This window comes from Clostridium sp. CTA-17 (genome assembly GCF_054767895.1).
Genome location: NZ_BAAABF010000006.1, coordinates 22625 through 43517 on the forward strand (window position 1 = coordinate 22625; position 20893 = coordinate 43517).

Annotated in this window: 18 protein-coding genes; 16 read left to right on the forward strand and 2 right to left on the reverse strand. The window is 29.5% G+C overall.

Annotation, left to right across the window (positions count from 1 at the left end):
• Nucleotides 1–92: 92 nt before the first annotated feature.
• On the forward strand, nt 93–437 hold the full coding sequence (locus tag ACYUCG_RS10620) for a single-stranded DNA-binding protein (protein ID WP_315633056.1): 345 nt from the start codon (nt 93–95) through the stop codon (nt 435–437).
• Nucleotides 438–512: 75 nt separating this feature from the next.
• Here the strand turns inward: ACYUCG_RS10620 and ACYUCG_RS10625 are convergent, their stop codons facing one another.
• Nucleotides 513–1712, reverse strand: a complete 1200-nt coding sequence (locus ACYUCG_RS10625) for an FprA family A-type flavoprotein (RefSeq protein ID WP_460268594.1) — start codon at nt 1710–1712, stop codon at nt 513–515.
• A 503-nt stretch (nt 1713–2215) separates the two neighbouring features.
• Nucleotides 2216–5614: an endo-beta-N-acetylglucosaminidase gene (locus tag ACYUCG_RS10630; RefSeq protein ID WP_460268595.1), complete on the reverse strand. Its 3399-nt coding sequence runs from the start codon at nt 5612–5614 to the stop codon at nt 2216–2218.
• Nucleotides 5615–5981: 367 nt separating this feature from the next.
• Here ACYUCG_RS10630 and ACYUCG_RS10635 point away from each other — a divergent pair, with 367 nt between their 5' ends.
• The 15 genes from ACYUCG_RS10635 (at nt 5982) to ACYUCG_RS10705 (ending at nt 20673) form a co-directional block, all read left to right on the forward strand.
• Nucleotides 5982–6287, forward strand: coding sequence for a DUF6514 family protein (locus ACYUCG_RS10635; RefSeq protein WP_060794786.1), 306 nt, complete (start codon nt 5982–5984; stop codon nt 6285–6287).
• A 49-nt stretch (nt 6288–6336) separates the two neighbouring features.
• Nucleotides 6337–6738 carry a holo-ACP synthase gene (acpS, locus tag ACYUCG_RS10640; RefSeq protein WP_060794787.1) on the forward strand — a complete coding sequence of 134 codons (402 nt, stop codon included), beginning with the start codon at nt 6337–6339 and terminating at the stop codon, nt 6736–6738.
• Entirely contained in the window at nt 6725–8224 is a 1500-nt protein-coding gene (locus ACYUCG_RS10645) for an NAD(P)H-hydrate dehydratase (protein ID WP_139932653.1), read from the forward strand. Before acpS ends, ACYUCG_RS10645 begins: the two co-directional genes overlap by 14 nt.
• Nucleotides 8225–8284: 60 nt before the next feature.
• Entirely contained in the window at nt 8285–8878 is a 594-nt protein-coding gene (locus tag ACYUCG_RS10650; RefSeq protein ID WP_060794789.1) for a germination lipoprotein GerS-related protein, read from the forward strand.
• A 245-nt stretch (nt 8879–9123) separates the two neighbouring features.
• The gene (locus tag ACYUCG_RS10655; protein WP_060794790.1) at nt 9124–9366 is read left to right on the forward strand and encodes a hypothetical protein; all 243 of its coding nucleotides are present in this window, start codon (nt 9124–9126) and stop codon (nt 9364–9366) included.
• A gap of 5 nt (nt 9367–9371) precedes the next feature.
• Nucleotides 9372–9725: a type II toxin-antitoxin system PemK/MazF family toxin gene (locus ACYUCG_RS10660; protein WP_003458025.1), complete on the forward strand. Its 354-nt coding sequence runs from the start codon at nt 9372–9374 to the stop codon at nt 9723–9725.
• 436 nt (nt 9726–10161) lie between these two features.
• Nucleotides 10162–10986 carry a transketolase gene (locus tag ACYUCG_RS10665; protein ID WP_060794791.1) on the forward strand — a complete coding sequence of 275 codons (825 nt, stop codon included), beginning with the start codon at nt 10162–10164 and terminating at the stop codon, nt 10984–10986.
• Nucleotides 10986–11930 (forward strand): transketolase family protein, encoded by a 945-nt coding sequence (locus ACYUCG_RS10670; RefSeq protein WP_060794792.1) that lies wholly within the window; start codon nt 10986–10988, stop codon nt 11928–11930. Before ACYUCG_RS10665 ends, ACYUCG_RS10670 begins: the two co-directional genes overlap by 1 nt.
• 224 nt (nt 11931–12154) lie before the next feature.
• Entirely contained in the window at nt 12155–13012 is an 858-nt protein-coding gene (locus tag ACYUCG_RS10675; RefSeq protein ID WP_011009719.1) for a YitT family protein, read from the forward strand.
• Nucleotides 13013–13217: 205 nt separating this feature from the next.
• The gene (gene ftsE / locus ACYUCG_RS10680; protein WP_060794793.1) at nt 13218–13904 is read left to right on the forward strand and encodes a cell division ATP-binding protein FtsE; all 687 of its coding nucleotides are present in this window, start codon (nt 13218–13220) and stop codon (nt 13902–13904) included.
• Nucleotides 13894–14802 carry a permease-like cell division protein FtsX gene (gene ftsX / locus ACYUCG_RS10685; protein ID WP_415319502.1) on the forward strand — a complete coding sequence of 303 codons (909 nt, stop codon included), beginning with the start codon at nt 13894–13896 and terminating at the stop codon, nt 14800–14802. The genes ftsE and ftsX overlap by 11 nt, the downstream gene beginning before the upstream one ends.
• A 91-nt stretch (nt 14803–14893) precedes the next feature.
• Nucleotides 14894–16180: a S41 family peptidase gene (locus tag ACYUCG_RS10690; RefSeq protein ID WP_460268596.1), complete on the forward strand. Its 1287-nt coding sequence runs from the start codon at nt 14894–14896 to the stop codon at nt 16178–16180.
• A 22-nt stretch (nt 16181–16202) separates the two neighbouring features.
• Complete coding sequence (locus ACYUCG_RS10695; RefSeq protein ID WP_415319501.1) at nt 16203–17483, forward strand: hypothetical protein; 1281 nt, start codon at nt 16203–16205, stop codon at nt 17481–17483.
• Between the two features lie 93 nt (nt 17484–17576).
• Nucleotides 17577–19556, forward strand: coding sequence for an excinuclease ABC subunit UvrB (gene uvrB, locus ACYUCG_RS10700; protein WP_283680250.1), 1980 nt, complete (start codon nt 17577–17579; stop codon nt 19554–19556).
• A 265-nt stretch (nt 19557–19821) separates the two neighbouring features.
• Nucleotides 19822–20673 carry a DegV family protein gene (locus tag ACYUCG_RS10705; RefSeq protein WP_060794798.1) on the forward strand — a complete coding sequence of 284 codons (852 nt, stop codon included), beginning with the start codon at nt 19822–19824 and terminating at the stop codon, nt 20671–20673.
• The last annotated feature ends 220 nt before the right edge of the window (nt 20674–20893 follow it).

Here is a 20893-nt window from a genome sequence, read left to right on the forward strand (position 1 = left end):
ACTAAAATAAACAAAATTTCATATGAATTTTGAATAAATTTCACTTTTTTGGTTAAAATAACAGGTAAGAATTTTTTAGGAGGTAATATTGAATGAATAAAATAGTTTTATTAGGACGTTTAGTAAAGAATCCAGAGTTAAGATATGTAGAGGGTGGGGAGAAGGTATATACAAAATTCACAATTGCTGTGGCGAGAAATTTTAAATCTTCCACAGGAGAAAGGAAAAAAGATTTTATTCCAATAATAATGTGGGAGAAAAAAGCAGAAATAGCTTGTAAATATTTAAAAAAGGGTGACTTATTAAGTGTTAGCGGGAGGCTTATAACAAGAAGCTTTGAAGATAATGAAGGTAAAAGAAGATATATTGTAGAAGTATCTGTAGAAGATTTTAAATGTGTGAATTTTAATCATGATAGAGTAGATAATAACTTTTAATATAAAAAAAGTAGTAAGTAAATATTTACTTACTACTTTTTGGTTAATGTATATTTAGTATAATTAAGTTAAGAATTATTTTAAAGCATTTCCTATTTCAACACCAAAGTCGAAAGCTTTTTGAGCTTCTTCTTCTGATGGCTTAAATTTAACTCTTAAACCTTCAACAGGCATTTTCATTCTTAATTCTTTTAATCTACTTTCTATTCTAGGAACAGCTTCACCACTCCATCCATATGAACCAAAGGCACCAGCTATTTTTCCACCATGAATTACAGGATTAAGTTTTGCCATTAAATCTCTTACTGGCTCAACAAGTTCATTTACGATTGTTGGAGAACCAAATAATATAGCATCTGATGAACCAACTTCGCCAACTAATTCTGTCATATCATGTTCTATTATATTAAATAGATTTATTTCTAAGTTTCCAGTTGATTTAATACCTTCAGCTATTTTTTCAGCTAGTTGTTTAGTATATCCATATGCAGAAACATAGAATATTGAAGCTTTTTTAACTTCATTAGCTGGAGCTGGAGTACTCCATTCTTTATAAAGGTTAACTACTTTATATGGGTTAGATCTTAAGATTGGACCATGACCTGGACAGATTATTTCTATGTCTAATCCTTTTATTTTATCAAGAGCTTTTAAAACATATGGTTTAAATGGTCCCATTATACAATCAAAGTAGTATTTTAATGCTTCCATATATTCTTCTTCATTAGGAATTAAATCATCAAACATCTCTTCACAAGAATAGTGGCTTCCGAATGAATCACAAGTGATAAGAGTTTTATCTTCTTCTACATAAGTGTAGATTGTATCAGGCCAGTGTAAGAATGGTACTGACATGAATTTTAAAGTTTTATTTCCTAAAGAAATTGAATCACCATCCTTAACTGGAATTGATTCGAAATCTCCATTAACTATTTCTTTTATATAGTTAATAGCTATAGGTGATGCTACTATTTTAGCATTAGGAGCTAATTCTAATATTTTACCTATAGAACCAGCATGGTCAGGCTCAGTATGACTTACAACGATATAGTCAATTTCTGAAGGCTCTACACCTAAGTCTTTTAATCTTGCTATATATTGATCAAAGAATTCAGCTTTTACAGTTTCAAATATTGCTGTTTTTTCACTACCTTTTACAACATATGAATTATAAGTTGTTCCGTAAGGTGTGTACATTATTATGTCAAATACTCTAAGGTTTGGATCTAATGCTCCTACCCAAAATAAATCGTCTTTAATATTTAAGTGCTTCACTACATACGCTACATATTTTTTGTAGAATAATATGCAGCTACCTCCCTTCAAAATGTAATATTTTTTATAAATTAAGAATTATTTTATACATAAACCTAAAATGATATTAAATTAATTAAAAGTACAAATTATCTTTATATATAATTACCAATAATTATTTTACTATGTTAAGCAAATTTATAAATTTTTGATAAAATGATATAAAAAAGTGTAATTAGCCTCTTAATTAATTAATAATATCAATTAATAAAATTTATTATTTGATATTATTAATTATACACTTTTAGGGTTAAAAGTAAATAGAAATTGGGCATTATTAACTGATTTTTAAACTAAAAAACAATTGAGAATTTTCAGAAAATTAGCATGAATATTTAATAAGTTTTAGTTAAAAATTGCATCAAACCCTTGGTATAAACTGTAAAAATATATATGAATAGAAGTAAAAATAGCCATACTTTAGTATGGCTATTTTAAATTGATTGTTATTTATAATTAATTATTTATTTTCTTTTTTTCTTTAATGTTAAATAAACACCAGCAGATGATAAAGCAATTCCAGTAGTAGCTAAAGCACCAGCCCCTATAGGTGATCCTGTATTAGGTAAATTTCCATTATCTTTTTTATTTGTAGTAACTTCTAATGATATTTTATCTGATTCTTTTCCGTTTTTATCAATTGAAGATACTTGGAAGTTATATTTAGTATTAGGTTTTAAGTCTTTAGCTAAGAACTCAAGTGGAGTTTTGTCAGTAGGAACTCTACCAATTTCTTTTCCATCTTGATAAATAACATACTCTTGAATTAAGTCTACTTTTTCAGGAGCTTTCCAACTTAGTAAAGCACTATTTGCAGTAATTTCCTTACTAACTAAAGCTGATGGCCCAGCAGGTTTTCCCTCTGAATTTTCTGTATCACTAGGATTGTTTGGAGTTTCTGGTTTTTCAGAATCGCCAGGTTGATTAGGATTAACAGGTTTATCTGTATTACCAGGATTATCTGGGTTTTCAGGTTTATTTGGTTTATCTGGTTGATCAGGATCAACTGGTTTATTTGGCTCATCAGGATTTATTACAGGAGGTAAATCTACATTTCCATCTAATCCCTTTACTGCCACTTCGTATATTCTAGCGGCAGAGTCTGCACCTTGAGTTGGTTGAATAATGTTTAATCTAACATATCTAGCTTTAGTAACAGGGAAAGCATCATTACTTATAGCCTTTGTATTATCATTTACGTTTAATACAGGAGTAAAGTTTTCGCCATCATTACTAACTTCAAGAGAGTAAGCTTTAGTGTTCATGCCGTTGCTTTCTCCACCTGCTTCTGCATGGCTTATTTCTAGTTCTCCTATAGTTTTAATATCTCCTAAATCTATTGTTAATATATGAGGAGAAGAGCCTACGGCACACCATTTAGTTTTAACATTTCCATCTAAAGCATATTGAGGAGCTTCATTCTCGTTTACAAAGCTTGATGCTTTAGCTGATTTATTAAGTGATAAGTTTACTAAACCATCTTTTGCAGCATTTGTAACAGTTATAAGTTCAGTTTTAGTTTCTACATTTTCTCCAGAAGAGTTTTTAGCAGTAAGTATTACTGGATAAACACCTTCTTTTTCATAAGTAACAGTTGGATTTTGTTCTGTACTACTTTCAACTTTAGCACCTGGGAATTTCCATTGGATTTCTTCGGTAACTTCAGAACTAGTGTTAGTAAAGGTTACTGATTGTCCTGGGGCTATTAGGGTATTTGAAACCTTAAATGATGCTGTTGGGGCAGGATAATCAGGCCATTCCATATTTATACTTTGACTATTTCCTCTGTTAAAGTTTTTATTAACAGCAACTACCTCAAAATTAGTATTTGTTTCTTTATCATTTCTTCTTAAATCACTAACATAATAATTTGTATTAGGAGTTGCACCTAGTAAAACTTTAGTTCCATCATTCATAACTCTGTAAATTTCATAATGATGTACATCAGAATAATTTCCTTCAGGACTCCATGAAAGTCTAGCACCTGCATATATTCCATCTTTAAAGTCAACATCATTTAATTTAGCATTAGATATATTTACTTTTGAACTTGAGTTAGGAATTTCTATTGTTATATTACCTAAGTTTGCTGAGAAGTTATCAACACATACTGGGCTTGAAAGTTTATAAGAAATAGTTTTAATTGATTTTCCCAGGTATGGTGAAACATCATAAGTAAGTTTAGTCCAATCAGTACCAAGTTTCTTATCGGCAGAAATAGTAGCTTCTGTACCATCATGGAATGTAAGAACTAAATCCATATCTACAGTATTTCCATTAGCCTTAGCAGTAGTAGTGAATTGTACCCCTTCAGGTAAAGTCAAATCAGAACTATAAAGTTTTATTGTAGAAGCTTTTCCTTCAGCTAGGTAACCAGAAAGTTTAATTGAGTTACCACCATAGTAAGCAGTAGTATAATCTATGTCAGCTTTTAAATTATTATTTTCTTCATTTGAAATAACCCATCTGTAAGTTGGCATTATATCATTTAAACTTCTATTATTCCAATCTTGAGTAGATACTTTATTACCATCAACATAAAAATCATATCCATTACCCATATTAAAGTTGGTTGTAAAAGGAAGGCTAGTTACAGCACTTTTTTCAACAGAGTATGTTGAGATTCCTCTCCAATCAACTCCTTGAGCATTAGTTGCCTTTGATGGGTCACCATGTTCATTAACCCATAATTTGCTTTCATTTTCTTGGAATTGTTCTGGTGTTTTAGCATCAAAGTAAGTCCAGCTTGGACAATATAAACCTAATGAAGTAAATGGAGCTTGGTCATCTCTTTGATAATGAGTCCATCTAAGAGGAGTTTTATATCCATTTGCCTGAACATCAATTCCAGCATATAAGTCATAAGGGTTTATTCCTATTTTTTTAGCTTTTTCATTAGATACTCTTAATAAATCTTTATCTTTTAAACTATTATATGTCCACCAGAAATTTAAGAACATACTATCAGCAACTTTGTTTTTATCTCCATCTAATAAGAAATATTCATTTTTATCAGTTAAAGCATTTTGCCAATCCATATCTCCATCTTTTGTCATTGAATCATACCACATGATTTCAAATTTTCCATTAGACTTAGCTTTAAATTGCTTTATTAATTCTTGCATAAGCTTAGCATGTTCAGGAGTTAAAGGCTCTTGTTCAGTTCCTTCAGTTTCTTGATTTATGAACCAACCATCAAAGCCATAGTTTTCTGCAACTTCAATTAATTTATCTACTATAGGGAAGTTTCCATTAGCATCTTTTTCAAGAAATTTATTTAACCATTCCATTTTTCCACCATGAGCTGTCATAGGGAAAAATACAGTACCTAAAACAGGAACACCATTTCTATGTGCTGAGTCAGTAACATCTGGGCTTGGAGGAACTATTAATCCTTCTCCAGCTGATCCACCCCAGTAAACTAATTTATCTATGTATTGCCAATAAGAGAATGTATTAGAACTAAATTTATTAGAACCTTGTGATGGGTTACCACTAGTGTTAGCATTCATTATTGAAATTGCTACAACTTTAACATCCTTATTTTGGGTATTATTAATAGTGTCAAGTTTATCTTTTTCGACTCTTTTTGCTAATGGAACTGTGCTTTTATTGAATTGTACATCTTTATCATTGTTAGCACTCCATTTTAATAAATCTTCTGGATACCAATAAGATGAGATTGGTTGATTCTGAATTGAGTTTGAAGTTTCCTCGTGAGCTTGTACGTAATTTACAATACTTGAGTTTTGTTTAGGTGTTGCATAAGTTATTTTTCCTAAAGGGTTAAAAGAAAATGCAAATGCTGCAAAAACACAAAGTAGAGCCCTTCTACGCTTACGCATTTTTTGTTTATTCGTCATAAAAAATCCCCCTCGCATTTTATTTATATATAACGATTACAGGAGAATTATTACATAGTTATATACTTTGATAAATATAACTAATTATATAATAAGTGGATAAATTATAGCTTTTATATCGTTTTCATAAAATTTATTAGTAAATTATGAAAAAATAAAAAAAAATAGATAAAAAAGAAGAAATTTTCACAGAAAAATACAAAAAAAATGAAATTTAGCTTTTGATTAAGAGACTTATGTCGTTAAATAACGATAAAAAATATATTTACATGTCCACGATTTGACATGTTTTTTTAAATAAAGGTGATAAGATAAAGATGATTGAGGTGTACATGCATATAACATAGGGAAATAAGGAGGAAATTAAATGAAAATCGTAAAAAACTTGTGTAAGGAAATAAACATAGAAGATAAATGCTACAAATTTTGTTATAGATTGATAGAAACTTGTTTTAAGGGAACAACAGTGTATGGGATAGAAGTTGAAAGAAAAGATTTTATGGATTCAGATTTAATTAATGTAGAAAGAGATTCTGTTGAGAAGATATCTCCTAATAAAGATAAGGTAGAAATTTTAGTTGAGAAATTGCATAAATATGAAGTATCACCTATACATCTAATTGATGTTATAGGTGAAGATGTTGATAACTGTGTAGCTGATTTTGCATTCTAGTAGTATCATAGTAGATAAATATATTAATGATTAAGGGGAGAGGATCTCTATGATAATAGGTATTGGTGTCGACATCATTGAAATAGAAAGAGTTAGACAAGCTATTCAAAATAATAAAAATTTTTTAAGCAAGTTATTTACTGAAAAAGAAATAGATTATTTTATTAGTAGAAAAATGAATAGTGAAGTTATAGCTGGAAATTTTGCTGCTAAGGAAGCTGTAAGTAAGGCTTTAGGAACTGGTATAAGGGGATTCTCTTTTAAAGATATTGAAATTCTTAGAAATGAATTAGGAAAACCTGAAGTTATTTTGCACAATGGTGCAAAGTTAATAGGAAATAAACTAATAAGAAATAATAATTCACTAAAGATACATTTAAGTATCTCTCATAATAATAGTAATGCAATTGCATATTCTGTTTTGGAGGGTGAATATCATGGAAATATGTAGTTCTAATAGCATAAGAAATATGGATAAAGATTATATAGAAAAGTTTAATATGCCAAGCATAGTTTTGATGGAAAATGCCATAATTAAATTTTTAGAAAATATAGATTTAACTAAAGAAAGTTTTACTATTATTTCTGGAAGAGGCAATAATGGTGGTGATGCCTTAGGCATTGCAAGACATCTGTTAAATAAAGGTAAAAAAGTTTATGTACATATATTAGAAAAAGAAAAAAATGGGTCTGTAGATTATAAAACTAACCTTGATATATTAGAAAAGCTAGGTTGCTATATACGAGATATATCTAATACTAAGCATTTAGAGACACTAAAAAATAATATAATAAATAGTGAAATACTTATTGATGGTATTTTTGGAACTGGACTTAATAAAGAGATTTCTGGAATATATTTTGAGACTATAAAATGTATAAATGAAAATAGTAAATTTACAGTTTCTATAGATGTTCCATCAGGTATAAATTCAGATGAGGGTAGTATTTGTGGAATAGCTGTTAAGGCTAATGAAACAATAAGTTTTCAAGTTTATAAATTAGGATTTTTAAATTACAACAGCTTTGAATATTTAGGTGATTTAAAAGTTGTAGATATAGGAATACCTAAGAGTATAGTTTATAAAAACTCAGATAATATGAGATTTATAGATAGAGAATACATAAGAAATAAATTTCCTTATAGAAATAAATATGGTCATAAAGGTACATATGGAAGATCTTTGATATTTGCTGGACATAAAGGATTTATTGGAGCTGCTTACATGGTAGGGCAAGCAGCCATAAAGACTGGAGCTGGTTTGGTTACAGTATTTACTCATAAAGATGTCCAAAGTGAATTATCTATTAAGTTAAACGAAGGAATGACAGGAACATATAATTCTAAAGAAGAATACGAAGAATTTATTGGTGGGTCAAATGTAATTGCTTTTGGACCAGGTATGGGCAATAATGATTTAACATTTGAAGTGTTAAATAATATATTTAATATTTATAGTGGAAATCTTGTCATAGACGCAGATGGAATAAATGTATTAGAGGGAAAAAAATCAATTTTAAAAGAGTTTAAAGGGGACATAGTATTAACACCACATCCAGGAGAGATGGCAAGATTATTAGGTATAGAGATTAAAGATGTTGAAAGAGATAGAATTGGAATTGCTAAGGTTTTTGCAAAAGAAAATGGAGTTATAGTTCTATTAAAAGGATATAATACAATAATAACTGATGGAGATAAAGTATTTGTGAATCCTACTGGAAATAGTTCTATGGCATCAGGGGGAATGGGAGATACATTAACAGGAATTATAACTTCATTAATATCTCAAGGAGTAAATAGTTTTGATGCTGCTATTTTAGGATCATATATACATGGATACATAGGTGATGAATTATCAAAGGAGAATTTCACTGTAAGTGCTATGGAAATTATAAAAAATATTCCTAATAAAATTAAAGAATTGATTAGCTTTTAGAATAAAAAGGATTACTAATTAATAGTATGTAAGGTATAAGGTTTCATTGGGAGGATTTTCATGAGGAGTAAAAGAAATGCCATACTCATAATACTATTAATTATAATCTTAGGGGTTATAGGTGGATTAGCTATCTATCAAAGAACTTATAATTTAACACCAGAAGGTATATTGGAAGATATGTTTTCTATAGAATCTTATGAAACAGAAATAATATATGATGTTAAAAATTCTAGAGGTCAGTTCCAAGAAAAGGGTAGAATTTATTATGACGAAGAAGTTGGCACAAAAATTGTTTTAGATGATAGAGAACAATTATTTGAAAAGGACAAAATAATAATAAACTACGTTAAAGATGAAAAAACTTATGAAGTTGGAAGAGACTATGATCAGTTCTATAGATTTATGTTTATAAATGAATTAAAAGATTTGTGCAATGAAGAACATGAATTTACTTATAAGTGGAATGATGAAAATGAGAAGTCTGAAATAATATTAGAGTTTAAAAATTTAAATGGAAATGAAAATTTTTCAAGAGAAGTAATGGTTATAGATGCAAAGAAAAAGGTTCCTAAAGAAGCTACAATTTATGATAGGGATGATTCGGAAAGTGTTTCTATAAAGTTTAATAACTTTAGTAAAGTTAAAAATTAAGATTAATGCTGTGATTGCTTTTTTAAGCAATCACAATATTAAACTCAGAAAGTTATTTGAATTTAGGTATAGTTTTACATATTTAATATATTTTATTAGAAAAAATCATAGAAAACAAATTTAATAATAAATATTATGTCAAAAAATATCATTTGCTTAAGATAAAATCTTTGACAAGATGGCATATTTTGTAATATAATTTATACATAATTTTATAACTCTTTTTACATTTAGGAGTGATGTACATGTCAGTATCAAAGATCAATAAACAAAATTCAAAAAAAGAGAAAAAAATCGAAAATTTTAGTCAATTAAAAGGAAGAAATATAATAACATATAGTGAGGACAAAAAAGAAGACGACTTTTATGAAGCAATGAAGGAAGGATATAAGGCTATGGCTTTAATAAATTCACAATATGCTGAAGAAGGAACTTCTGTAGAATACTTTGATCAAATAGAATATGAGACATGGCTTTGCGGAGTGTGATATAAATGGCTAGTTTGAATGTAAAAAGAGGGGATATATTTTATGCTGACCTTAGTCCAGTTGTTGGATCAGAGCAAGGGGGAATAAGACCAGTCATAATAATACAAAATGATATAGGAAATAGGTATAGTCCAACTGTAATCGTTGCGGCTATAACTTCACAAATAAATAAGGCAAAATTGCCTACGCATGTAGAAATTTCTTCTGAAGAATATGGGTTAAATAGAGATTCTGTTGTTCTTTTAGAGCAAATAAGAACTTTAGATAAGAAGAGATTAAAAGAGAAAATTGGACATATGACAGAGGACGATATGAAAAAAGTAAATAAATCTCTGTTAATAAGTTTAAACTTACAATAATTAGATAACTTAGACTATGATTAAATATTTAATCATAGTCTTAATTTTTTGTCTAAAAAAGGAATTTTTTATTGTTTTTTAGCTAATAATATATAAAATTTAAAAAAATAATCAATTGTAATCGATATAATTTTTGTATAGTATTAAAGCTATAAATGTGATACTCTAATTAAAACTTTTTCATAGAAAAATTTATCCAGGATATACTATTATAGACTTTAATATTAAAAAGACGATTTTAAGTCGTGAAAATTAAAGATAAATAGAGTAGTCTAATTGCTTATTAGAATATACTTAATGAAAGTAAAAAGCATAAAAAGATTAGCATAAATAAAAAATTACTATATGAAAAATCATTTTTTTGTGATAGAATGAACTTGGCAAAAAGGTAAAACAATATTTTAAAAAAGTTTACATAAATGTACAGGAGGTCATTATGAGCAACAAGATACAAGAGTTAAAAAGCATGTCTAAGGTTATAAGAAAAGACATAGTAACTATGCTTACTGAGTCAGCATCAGGACATCCAGGTGGATCTTTATCAATCGCAGATATAGTAACAATTTTATACTTCGATGAAATGAATATTGATCCAAAAAATCCAAAGGATCCAAATAGAGATAGATTCGTTTTATCAAAAGGACATGCAGCACCAGTATTATATAGTGCTTTAGCAAGAAGAGGATATTTTGATCCAGCAGAATTAACAACATTAAGAAAATTTGGTTCAAACCTTCAAGGACATCCAAATATGAACGACTTACCAGGAATCGATATGTCAACTGGTTCTTTAGGTCAAGGTATATCAGCAGCTGTAGGTATGGCATTAGCTGGTAAATTAGACAACAAAGATTACAGAGTATTTACTATTTTAGGAGATGGAGAGTTAGAAGAGGGTCAAGTTTGGGAAGCAGCTATGTCAGCAGCTCACTACAGATTAGACAACTTAACTGCTTTCGTTGACTTCAATGGATTACAAATAGATGGTGACATTAAAGAAGTAATGAGTCCATGCCCAATAGACAAGAAATTCGAAGCTTTTGGATGGAATGTAATAGTTATAAATGGACATGATTATGAAGAAATAATGAATGCTATACAAAAAGCTAAGAGTACAAAAGGAGCACCAACTTGCATAGTTTGTAACACAGTAAAAGGTAAAGGTGTTTCATTTATGGAAAATGAAGCAGCTTGGCATGGAACAGCTCCAACTAAAGAGCAATGTGAGCAAGCTATAAAAGAGATCGGAGGGGACAACTAATGGCGAAAAAAATAGCAACTAGAGAAGCATACGGAAAAGCATTAGCTGCTTTAGCTAACGAAAATAAGAACATAGTAGTTTTAGACGCAGACCTTTCAAAATCAACTAAAACTGCAGATTTCAAAAAAGCATGTCCAGAAAGATTTATAAACATGGGTATTGCAGAAGGAAATATGATGTCAGTAGCAGCAGGTTTATCAACTTGTGGAAAAATTCCATTTGCTAGTACATTTGCTATGTTTGCTGCTGGAAGAGCATTTGAGCAAATAAGAAACTCAATATGTTACCCAAGATTAAATGTAAAAATATGTGCTACTCATGCTGGTTTAACAGTTGGTGAAGATGGAGCATCACACCAAGCTATAGAAGATTTATCTTTAATGAGAAGTATACCAAACATGACAGTAATATGCCCATCAGATGCAGTTGAAACAGAAGCCGCAATAAGAGCTATTGCTGAATATAATGGACCTTGCTACGTAAGATTAGGAAGAGCAGGAGTTAATGTAATAAATGATAGACCTGAGTACAAATTTGAAATTGGAAAAGGTATAGAATTAAAAGAAGGTAATGATGTAACATTATTTGCAACAGGTATAATGGTTGATGTAGCTATAGAAGCTGTTGAAGCTTTAGCTAAAGAAGGAATTAATGCTAGATTAATAAACATTCATACTATTAAACCAATAGATTCAGAGCTTATATTAAAAGCTGCTAAAGAAACTGGAGCAATAGTTACATTAGAAGAGCATAACATAATTGGAGGATTAGGATCAGCTGTAGCTGAGGTTGTTGGAGGAGAATATCCAGTACCAGTAGTTAGAGTTGGTGTTAAAGATACATTCGGAGAAAGTGGTAAACCAGACCAATTATTACAAGCTTATGGATTAACTTCAGAAGAAGCAGTTAAGGCTGCTAAGAAAGCAATAAGCTTAAAAAGATAATCTATAAGATATAGAAAAGAAGCAGCATGAGTAATTTTTCTCATGCTGCTTTTTATTTTATACATAAAAAGACAAAAAAGTATTATTTTGAATTTTATTGCCAAAATATGAATATAAATGTTAATATTAAGAATTGAAGGCAATAATATAAATGATGAATTAATAATTAATTTAAAATGGGGAGAGAAAATTAAATATAAATCTATTAAGAGGGGGTTTTTAAAATGAAGATTAGTATGAAGACATTAAAAGAGTATGGAATAATTACTTTAGGAGTAATTCTTTTAGCTGTATCTTTAGAATACTTTTATTATCCTAACGATATTGCTGCTGGTGGAGTATCAGGTTTGGCTCTAGTTATTAATAAGATAACAGGTATATCACAAGGAATGTTTATGAATGTTGCTAACGTTATATTATTTGCTTTAGCATTTTGGCTTATAGGTGGAAGTTTTGGAGGACGTAGTATATATGCAGCCTTTGGATTATCCATAACAATAAGTTTAATAGAAAGTTTTTTACCAACTTTTGCAGTAACAGAAAATATGCTTTTAGCTACTATTTTTGGTAGTGTAGTTGGAGCTTTTGGAATAGCATTAGTGTTTAGCCAGAATTCTTCAACAGGAGGAACAGCTATTGTAGCTAAAATATTAAATAAGTATTTACATATTGAAATAGGAAAATCACTTTTATGTGCAGATTGTGTTGTTGTAGTATGTGCACTTCTAGTATTTGGGGTTGATAAAGCCTTATTTGGATTAATTGGTGTTTTTATAATGGGAATATTAATCGACAAAATAATAGAAGGTTTTAACTCATGTAAACAACTTTTAATAATCAGTGAAAAAAGCGAAGAAATTTCTCAGGTAATAATGAAAGAAATTGAAAGAGGATGTACTAAAATAGAAGGTACAGGAGGTTATTCAAAGGAACCTGTAACAATACTTTATGTGGTAGTAAATAGAAGGCAGTTTATAAGTCTTAAAAAGAAAATTAAGGAAATAGATCCAAGAGCATTTATAACAGTAAATGATTCTAAAGAAGTCTTTGGAGAAGGTTTTCTTGATTTAGTAGAAATGTAGAACTTTGTTATGATATAATTAAGATGCTTTACATTAAGGTATAAAATATTAACAAAAATTAAGTAGATTAATGTAGAAAAGTAGGGTAAAATAGTAAAATAGATTAGTGTTGATAGCAATCGGGTAAATATATATATATTTTTTCTAAACCTTTGTTTAGATTTTAATTTGTTGAGTAGAAAAAAGTTATTAAGGAGTGTTAACAATGATAGAATTTAGGAATGTTAGCAAGGTCTATAATAAGAATGTCAAAGCACTTACAAATGTCAATATAAACATTGACAAGGGTGAGTTTGTATTCTTAGTTGGACCTAGTGGTGCTGGTAAGTCAACTTTCATAAAAATGTTATTAAAAGAAGTTGAGCCGTCAACTGGAAACATAGTTATGGGAAACGAAGATTTATCTAAGATAAAAAGAAGACAAATACCTTATCATAGAAGAAAAATAGGGATGGTGTTCCAAGATTTTAGATTAATACCAACTCTTAATGTTTATGAAAATGTTGCCTTTGCAATGAGGGTAGTAGGGGCTTCGCCAAAAGAAATAAGAAAGAGAGTTCCAATGGTATTATCACTAGTTGGATTATCTAATAAATATAAAATGTTCCCAAATGAATTATCAGGAGGAGAACAACAAAGGGTTTCAATAGCAAGAGCTATAGTTAATAATCCTAAAGTTTTAATAGCTGATGAACCTACAGGTAACTTAGATCCAGAAACAGCTAAAGAAATTATGGAACTAATAGATGATATAAACAAGGCAGGAACAACAGTAGTTATGGCTACTCATGCTAAAGAAATAGTTAACTCAATGAAAAAGAGGGTTATAGCTATAGATAAAGGTGAAGTAGTTAGTGATGTTCAGAAAGGAGGATATGAATATGAAGTTTAGTACTATAGGATATTTCATATCAGATGCTTTCAAAAGTTTAAAGAGAAATAGAACAATAAGTATAGCTTCTATAGCAACTGTTCTTACTACATTATTTATATTTGGAGCATTTTTATTAACTGCTTTAAATGTTAAAAATGGGGTTACAGATGTTCAAGACAAAGTTGAGGTTAAGGTTTTCCTTAAAGACGACGTAACACAAGAGCAAAGGGATGCAGTTGAAGCAAAGCTTAAGACTGTTCAAGGGGTAAAAGAAGTAGAATTTGAATCTAAAGATCAAGCTTTTGCAAAGATGGAGGGTTCAAGTGATTATAATAAAGAGATTTTAGCTGGATATAGCAAAGAAAATAACCCATTACCAGCTTCATACATAGTAAGATTAGAAAATCCAGAAGTAGCTTCAAGCGTTGAAAGTGCTATGAAAACTAATGATAAATATATGGCTGGTGTAGAAGATGTAGGTAATGACGAAGAGCTTATAGGTACTATAAACTCCTTTGTAAAAGTTATTAATACAGTAGGATTAGTTTTAGGTATAGTATTCGTAGGTGTATCACTATTCCTAATAGTAAATACAATAAAGATAACAGTTTACTCAAGAAGAAGAGAAGTAGGAATAATGAAATTCGTTGGTGCAACTGATTGGTTCATAAGATGGCCTTTCGTAATAGAAGGGGTTATAATTGGGCTTGTAGGTGGTATTCTTTCAACACTTTTATTATTTGCAGGATATAACTTCTTATACGGAAAAATTGTATCTTCATCATCATTATATATGCCACAATTTGTACAACCGATGTATGTTTTAACAACAATGTCATGGCAATTTATAATAGCAGGTATTGTTATTGGTGCAATAGGTAGTATAATAGCTTTAAGAAAATTCTTAGACGTTTAATATTTAATATAGAATATAAAAAGCTTAAAATACGTAAACTATTTAAATATAGCGTATTTTAAGCTTTTTTTTTTGGAAAGGGTGGGTTTTTATGAGTCACAAGGACGATGAAAAAAAGAAATATAATAATATTATTAAAAATTTTAAGAAGAAAAAAAAACTTAGAGTTTTAGCCATGGGTGTTGCTTTAACTTTAATAATTGGTGTTTCTGTATATGCAGGAAATAGACTAACTGCATTTGGAATTTTACCTATAACTAGTGTAAGTGCAGTTCAGTCATCATTAGAGAAAGTAAATGATACAGAAAATTTTAAAAAGGTATTAGAAATAAGAGAAATGCTCTATAGATGGTATGATGGAGAAATTGATGATAGTAAGTTGGCTGAAGGAGCTATAAAGGGTATGGTTTCGTCTTTAGGGGATCAATATACTTACTATATGAATGGAAAAGAGTTTTCAGATTTTAAAGAAAAAAGTCAAGGAAACTACATGGGAATTGGTATTCAAGTGGCTGCTAAAGATGGTAAGATAGTAGTAATTGCTCCTATTCAAGGAGGACCAGCTGAAAAGGCTGGAATAAAAACTGGAGATGTTATATTAAAGGTAAATGGAGAGCCAGTTTCAGTAAACGAATTAGATAAGGCCGTTTCAATGATGAAAGGTACTACAAAAGAAAATATAAAATTAACATTATATAGAGAAGGTAAAGGCGAATTTGACGTTGATGTTATGAGAGATGTAATTAAAACAGTTAACGTTAAAAGTGAAATGATTGATGGAGATATTGGATATATAGAAGTTTTAGCTTTCGATGAGGGAACAGCTAAAGACTTTGAAACTCAATTAAAAGCTTTAGAAGATAAAGGTATGAAGGGGTTAATCCTTGATTTAAGAGGAAATCCAGGAGGATTTATGAAAGAATGTGTAGACCTAGTATCAAACTTTGTTCCAAAGGATAAGGTTATAGTGTCTACAATAGATAAGTATGGTAATAAAGAGGAAAGTGTATCTAAAGGCGGAATTGCACAGGGAATGCCTTTAGTAGTTTTAATTGATGGAGGTACTGCTTCTGCCTCAGAAATAGTTGCAGGAGCTATTAGAGACTATGATTTAGGAACTCTAGTTGGAACAACATCATTTGGTAAAGGAATAGTTCAAGTTGTTTTAGATAAGATAGGTCAAGAAAAAGATGGTACAGCTTTAAAAGTAACTATTTCAAAATATTATACTCCAAATGGAGAAAATATTCATAAAAAGGGTATAGGACCAGATGTTACAGTTGAATATCCAAAAGAGCTTAAAGAAAAGACATATTCAAGAAGTACCGATCCTCAATTTGAAAAAGCCTTAGAAATCATACAAGAAAAGATAAAATAAATAAATTTTTGGAGGACTTAAAATGAATTTACTTATAGAAAATATAAGAGCTATATCTTATGCATTAGTAAGTCCTGCCTTGTCTTTAATGTTAATAGTAATAGCTATAATATTCTATTTTAAAAATAGGAATATAGCTTTTATGCAAAAGTTAATGCTTGGGAGGAGTATTCAATCTCCTCTTGAGATGACTTTATTGCAGATATTAATTGGTATATTAGGGGGGCTAATAGCCAGTTTATTACTAAGTATTTTAGGAGTAACCTTTGAAAATAGTTCTTTAATAGATGTTATTTTAACAGTATCAGTATTTTCCATTGTATATAAGAATAGATTTATTAAATTTCCTTATATAGCAGCATTTCTAGGTGTTATAGGAGTTTTAGTAAGTAGTAATACTGAATACTTTGGAAGAGGATTTAGTTTTTCTATTAATTTAACTTCAATCATTGTATTAATAGGTGTTTTCTCAATTGTTGAAGGTATTTTAGCAATGATAGATGGAGACAAAGGCTATTTACCTATATTTACTCAAAAAGATGGGAAGCTAGTAGGTGGATTTGGCTTTAAAAGATTTTGGGCATTGCCTTTATGCTTATTAGTTGTTTTAGGAGCTAATAGTGGAAATTCAATTATCAATGAAGTCAAAGATTTACCACAGTGGTTACCATTTTTTTATGGAGATAAAGCTAAGGCCGTAATGAGTGTTGCTGCCTTAGGAACTTTGTCAGCTTATGGAGCAACCTCATATGAAGGATCTACATTTACTCAAAGCAAAAGGTGTAAGACAATAACATCTGGATTAATTAATATTGCATATGGTATAGTGGTTATAATACTAGCTTATTTATTAAAAGAAAGCCTTGTTTTTACTATTGCACTAATTATTTTAATTCCATTACTATATGAACTTAGAATAAGAATGGAACTGAAATTAGAAGCTCTTAGGGAGCCTTTATATTTTTCAAATGATGATGAAATATGCATTTTAGATGTTTTACCAAATTCTATTGCATACAAGAAGGGATTAAGAAGTGGAGATAAAATAGTTAAAATTAATGAAGAAATCCCTAAGAATGAAAAAGAAGTATTTATGGCAATAAAGAGAAATTTTTATGGTTTAGATCTTGAAATAAGAAAAAATAATGGAAATATTGAGAAGCATACAATTACAGGCGAGGATAGGGGAAAGCAGTTTGGCATAGTGTTAGTTCCCAAGGGAATATCCTTTGATAAAGAGATAGATGAATTTTTAGAAAAATTGAAAAAAGCCAGTAAAGATGAAGAAGTAAAAAATAAATAATAAATAATGGTTAACTTGGCTGTATCTAATGTGCACCTATTAAGGTGAGAATTATTTTAAGATACAGCCTTTTATAGTTAGGAGGGAAAAATTATGGGAGAATTTAAAATACAATCAAAATTTAAACCTACAGGGGATCAGCCTAAAGCAATAGATACTTTAGTTCAGTCTATTGAAAATGGTAATAGAGGGCAAACTCTTTTAGGAGTTACAGGATCAGGAAAAACATTCACTATGGCAAATATCATAGAAAGAACTCAAAAACCAACCCTTATTTTAGCTCATAATAAGACATTGGCAGCTCAACTTTGTGCTGAATTTAAGGAATTCTTTCCCGACAATATAGTAGAATATTTTGTTTCATATTATGATTATTATCAACCAGAGGCTTATGTGCCTCAAACAGATACTTTTATAGAGAAGGATGCATCTATTAATGACGAGATTGATAAACTTCGTCACTCAGCTACTTCTGCACTTTTAGAGAGAAGAGATGTAATAATAGTTGCTTCAGTTTCTTGCATATATGGACTTGGTAATCCAGAAGAGTATAAAAAGCTTACAATATCTTTAAGACCAGGTATGATTAAAGATAGGGATGAAGTTATTAAGAAACTTATAGAAATACAATATGAAAGAAATGACATAGACTTTGCAAGGGGAACATTTAGAGTAAGAGGAGATAATTTAGATATAATTCCTTCATCTTCATCTTCTAAGGGTATTAGAATTGAATTCTTTGGAGATGAAATAGATAGAATAAGAGAATTTGATGTTCTTACAGGAAATATAATTGGAGAAAGACAACATGTTAGTATAACTCCAGCGTCTCACTTTGCTGCCTCTGAGGAAACCTTAGAAAAATCAATAAAGGTAATAGAAGATGAACTTGAAGATAGATTAAAAGTTCTTACAGCTGAGGATAAAATATTAGAGGCACAAAGGTTAAAGCAGAGAACAAATTATGATATAGAAATGATTAGAGAAATGGGATATTGTCAAGGAATAGAGAACTATTCAAGAATATTAGATGGAAGAATGCCAGGAACTCCACCTCAAACTTTACTTGATTATTTCCCAGAAGATTTCTTAATGTTTATAGATGAAAGCCATGTTACACTACCTCAAGTTAGGGCAATGTATGCTGGGGACAGATCTAGAAAGACATCTTTAGTTGAGTTTGGATTTAGACTACCTTGTGCATTTGATAATAGACCTCTTAAATTTAGTGAATTTGAAAGCAAAATAAATCAAGTAGTCTTTGTAAGTGCTACACCAGGAGAGTATGAACTAGATCATTCTAAAGTAGTAGCAGAACAAATAATAAGACCTACAGGACTTTTAGATCCTGTAATTGAAATAAGACCTATACAAGGGCAAATTGATGATCTTTATGGTGAAATTCAAAGAACTGTACAAAGAGGATTTAGAGTTCTTATAACTACTCTTACAAAGAGAATGGCTGAGGATTTAACTAAGTATTTAAAAGACTTAAATGTTAAAGCTACATACATGCATTCGGATATAGATACCTTAGAAAGAATGAAAATAATAAGAGAACTTAGACTTGGAGAGGTTGATGTATTAATAGGTATAAACCTTTTAAGGGAAGGATTAGATATACCTGAGGTTGCTTTAGTTGCAATATTAGATGCTGATAAAGAAGGATTCTTAAGATCTGAAACTTCCTTAATACAAACCATAGGTAGAGCCGCTAGAAACTCAGAAAGTAAAGTAATAATGTATGCAGATAATATTACTAAATCTATGGATAAGTCTATTAAGGAAACTGAAAGAAGAAGAGTTATTCAAATGGAGTATAATGAAGAACATAATATTACTCCTACTACTGTAATAAAAGGAGTTAGGGATATAATTGAAGCTACTAAGGTTTCAGAAGAAAAAGAAAACTATGAAAGCGAAGTTAAAAAGGCAGCTAAGAAAGATATTCCTATAGAAAAACTTATAGAGCAATATGAGGAAGAAATGAAGGAAGCAGCTAAGAATCTTCAGTTTGAAAGAGCTGCTGAACTTAGAGATATAATAAAAGATTTAAAAGAAAACTCTAAATAAAGATTTTTTTAGATGTATTTACATAATTATGTTTAATAAAGTAATTATTGTATTGAAAAGAGTTTTACAAATTTAAATTAGATGTTAAAATGAATAATAGATTATAAAAATAAACATAAAATGAGATAAAATATAATACAAATAAAAAAAGCATAAGTATATAATTAAAGGCACTATTAGAGGCAATTAAATAGATGTTAATGTTTAATTTTATAGGGAAATCTAAAAGAGCTGAAAGAATGTATTTAAGTTTTAGGAGGAATATATGGCTGTTAAAGTAATTACAGATAGCACTAGTTGCATACCAAAAGATTTAGCAGAAAAGTACGGAGTAGAGATAGTATCTTTAAGCGTTATAATGAATGGAGAAAGTTATAAGGAAGTGGATATAGACAGTGAAGCTTTTTATGATGAATTAGCTAAGTGTGATAAACTTCCAACTTCATCTCAACCACAAATGGATGAATTTTATAATGCTTTTGAAAAATTTGCTAAGGATGGTCATGATATAGTCGCAGCGTTTATATCATCTAAATTAAGTGGAACATACACAACATCACATATAATAAAAGATATGATTTTAGAAAAATATCCTGATGTTAAGATTGATCTTATAGACTCTCAAACTTCAGTAATGGCACTTGGAATTGGTGTGTTAGAAGGAGCTAAGGCGGCTCAAGAAGGAAAAGACTTTGATGAGGTTTCAAAAATAGTTAGAAATACTATAGAAGAATCAGAGATAATATTTGTTCCAGGTACTTTAGAGAACCTTAAAAAAGGTGGTAGAATAGGTGGAGCTGCAGCTTTATTTGGGAAAATGCTTAAAATAAATCCAATTCTAACAGTTAAAGAGGGCGCTGTTGTTGTAATGGATAAAGTTAGAACTAAAAAGAGAGCAATAGATAAGATCGTAGAAGTTGTTAAACAGGATTTAAAGGAAAAAGGAATAAAGCAAGCAGTTGTATGTCATATATTAGCTGAAGATGAAGCTAAAGATTTAGCTAAAAGACTTAAAGAAGAATTAGATTTAGACTCTATGATTGGTGAAATAAGTGCAGTTATAGGTGTACATGTAGGGGTCAAGAGTGTAGGTATAGCTTACGCTAGAGAATCTTAATTAAATATAAATTAAAAAAGAAGCCTGATAAACTTATTAAAGTTTATCAGGCTTCTTTTATTGTTTTAGGTAAATAGAACATATATTTATAAAAGAAGTTTTTAGCTAATTATAAATTTACGTAAAATAAACTACTAAGTATTAAGAGATTTTGTGGTTAAAATTGTATTTAAAACTATAATATGTATATGTAATATGTTAAAATAATGTTACTAAAACA

Excerpts from the sequence above, each read along its gene's own strand:
- ACYUCG_RS10620 (WP_315633056.1), top strand. The coding sequence starts at position 93 with ATGAATAAAATAGTTTTATTAGGACGTTTAGTAAAGAATCCAGAGTTA.
- ACYUCG_RS10630 (WP_460268595.1), bottom strand. The coding sequence starts at position 5,614 with ATGACGAATAAACAAAAAATGCGTAAGCGTAGAAGGGCTCTACTTTGT.
- ACYUCG_RS10635 (WP_060794786.1), top strand. The coding sequence starts at position 5,982 with ATGAAAATCGTAAAAAACTTGTGTAAGGAAATAAACATAGAAGATAAA.
- acpS (WP_060794787.1), top strand. The coding sequence starts at position 6,337 with ATGATAATAGGTATTGGTGTCGACATCATTGAAATAGAAAGAGTTAGA.
- ACYUCG_RS10645 (WP_139932653.1), top strand. The coding sequence starts at position 6,725 with ATGGAAATATGTAGTTCTAATAGCATAAGAAATATGGATAAAGATTAT.
- ACYUCG_RS10650 (WP_060794789.1), top strand. The coding sequence starts at position 8,285 with ATGAGGAGTAAAAGAAATGCCATACTCATAATACTATTAATTATAATC.
- ACYUCG_RS10655 (WP_060794790.1), top strand. The coding sequence starts at position 9,124 with ATGTCAGTATCAAAGATCAATAAACAAAATTCAAAAAAAGAGAAAAAA.
- ACYUCG_RS10660 (WP_003458025.1), top strand. The coding sequence starts at position 9,372 with ATGGCTAGTTTGAATGTAAAAAGAGGGGATATATTTTATGCTGACCTT.
- ACYUCG_RS10665 (WP_060794791.1), top strand. The coding sequence starts at position 10,162 with ATGAGCAACAAGATACAAGAGTTAAAAAGCATGTCTAAGGTTATAAGA.
- ACYUCG_RS10670 (WP_060794792.1), top strand. The coding sequence starts at position 10,986 with ATGGCGAAAAAAATAGCAACTAGAGAAGCATACGGAAAAGCATTAGCT.
- ACYUCG_RS10675 (WP_011009719.1), top strand. The coding sequence starts at position 12,155 with ATGAAGATTAGTATGAAGACATTAAAAGAGTATGGAATAATTACTTTA.
- ftsE (WP_060794793.1), top strand. The coding sequence starts at position 13,218 with ATGATAGAATTTAGGAATGTTAGCAAGGTCTATAATAAGAATGTCAAA.
- ftsX (WP_415319502.1), top strand. The coding sequence starts at position 13,894 with ATGAAGTTTAGTACTATAGGATATTTCATATCAGATGCTTTCAAAAGT.
- ACYUCG_RS10690 (WP_460268596.1), top strand. The coding sequence starts at position 14,894 with ATGAGTCACAAGGACGATGAAAAAAAGAAATATAATAATATTATTAAA.
- ACYUCG_RS10695 (WP_415319501.1), top strand. The coding sequence starts at position 16,203 with ATGAATTTACTTATAGAAAATATAAGAGCTATATCTTATGCATTAGTA.
- uvrB (WP_283680250.1), top strand. The coding sequence starts at position 17,577 with ATGGGAGAATTTAAAATACAATCAAAATTTAAACCTACAGGGGATCAG.
- ACYUCG_RS10705 (WP_060794798.1), top strand. The coding sequence starts at position 19,822 with ATGGCTGTTAAAGTAATTACAGATAGCACTAGTTGCATACCAAAAGAT.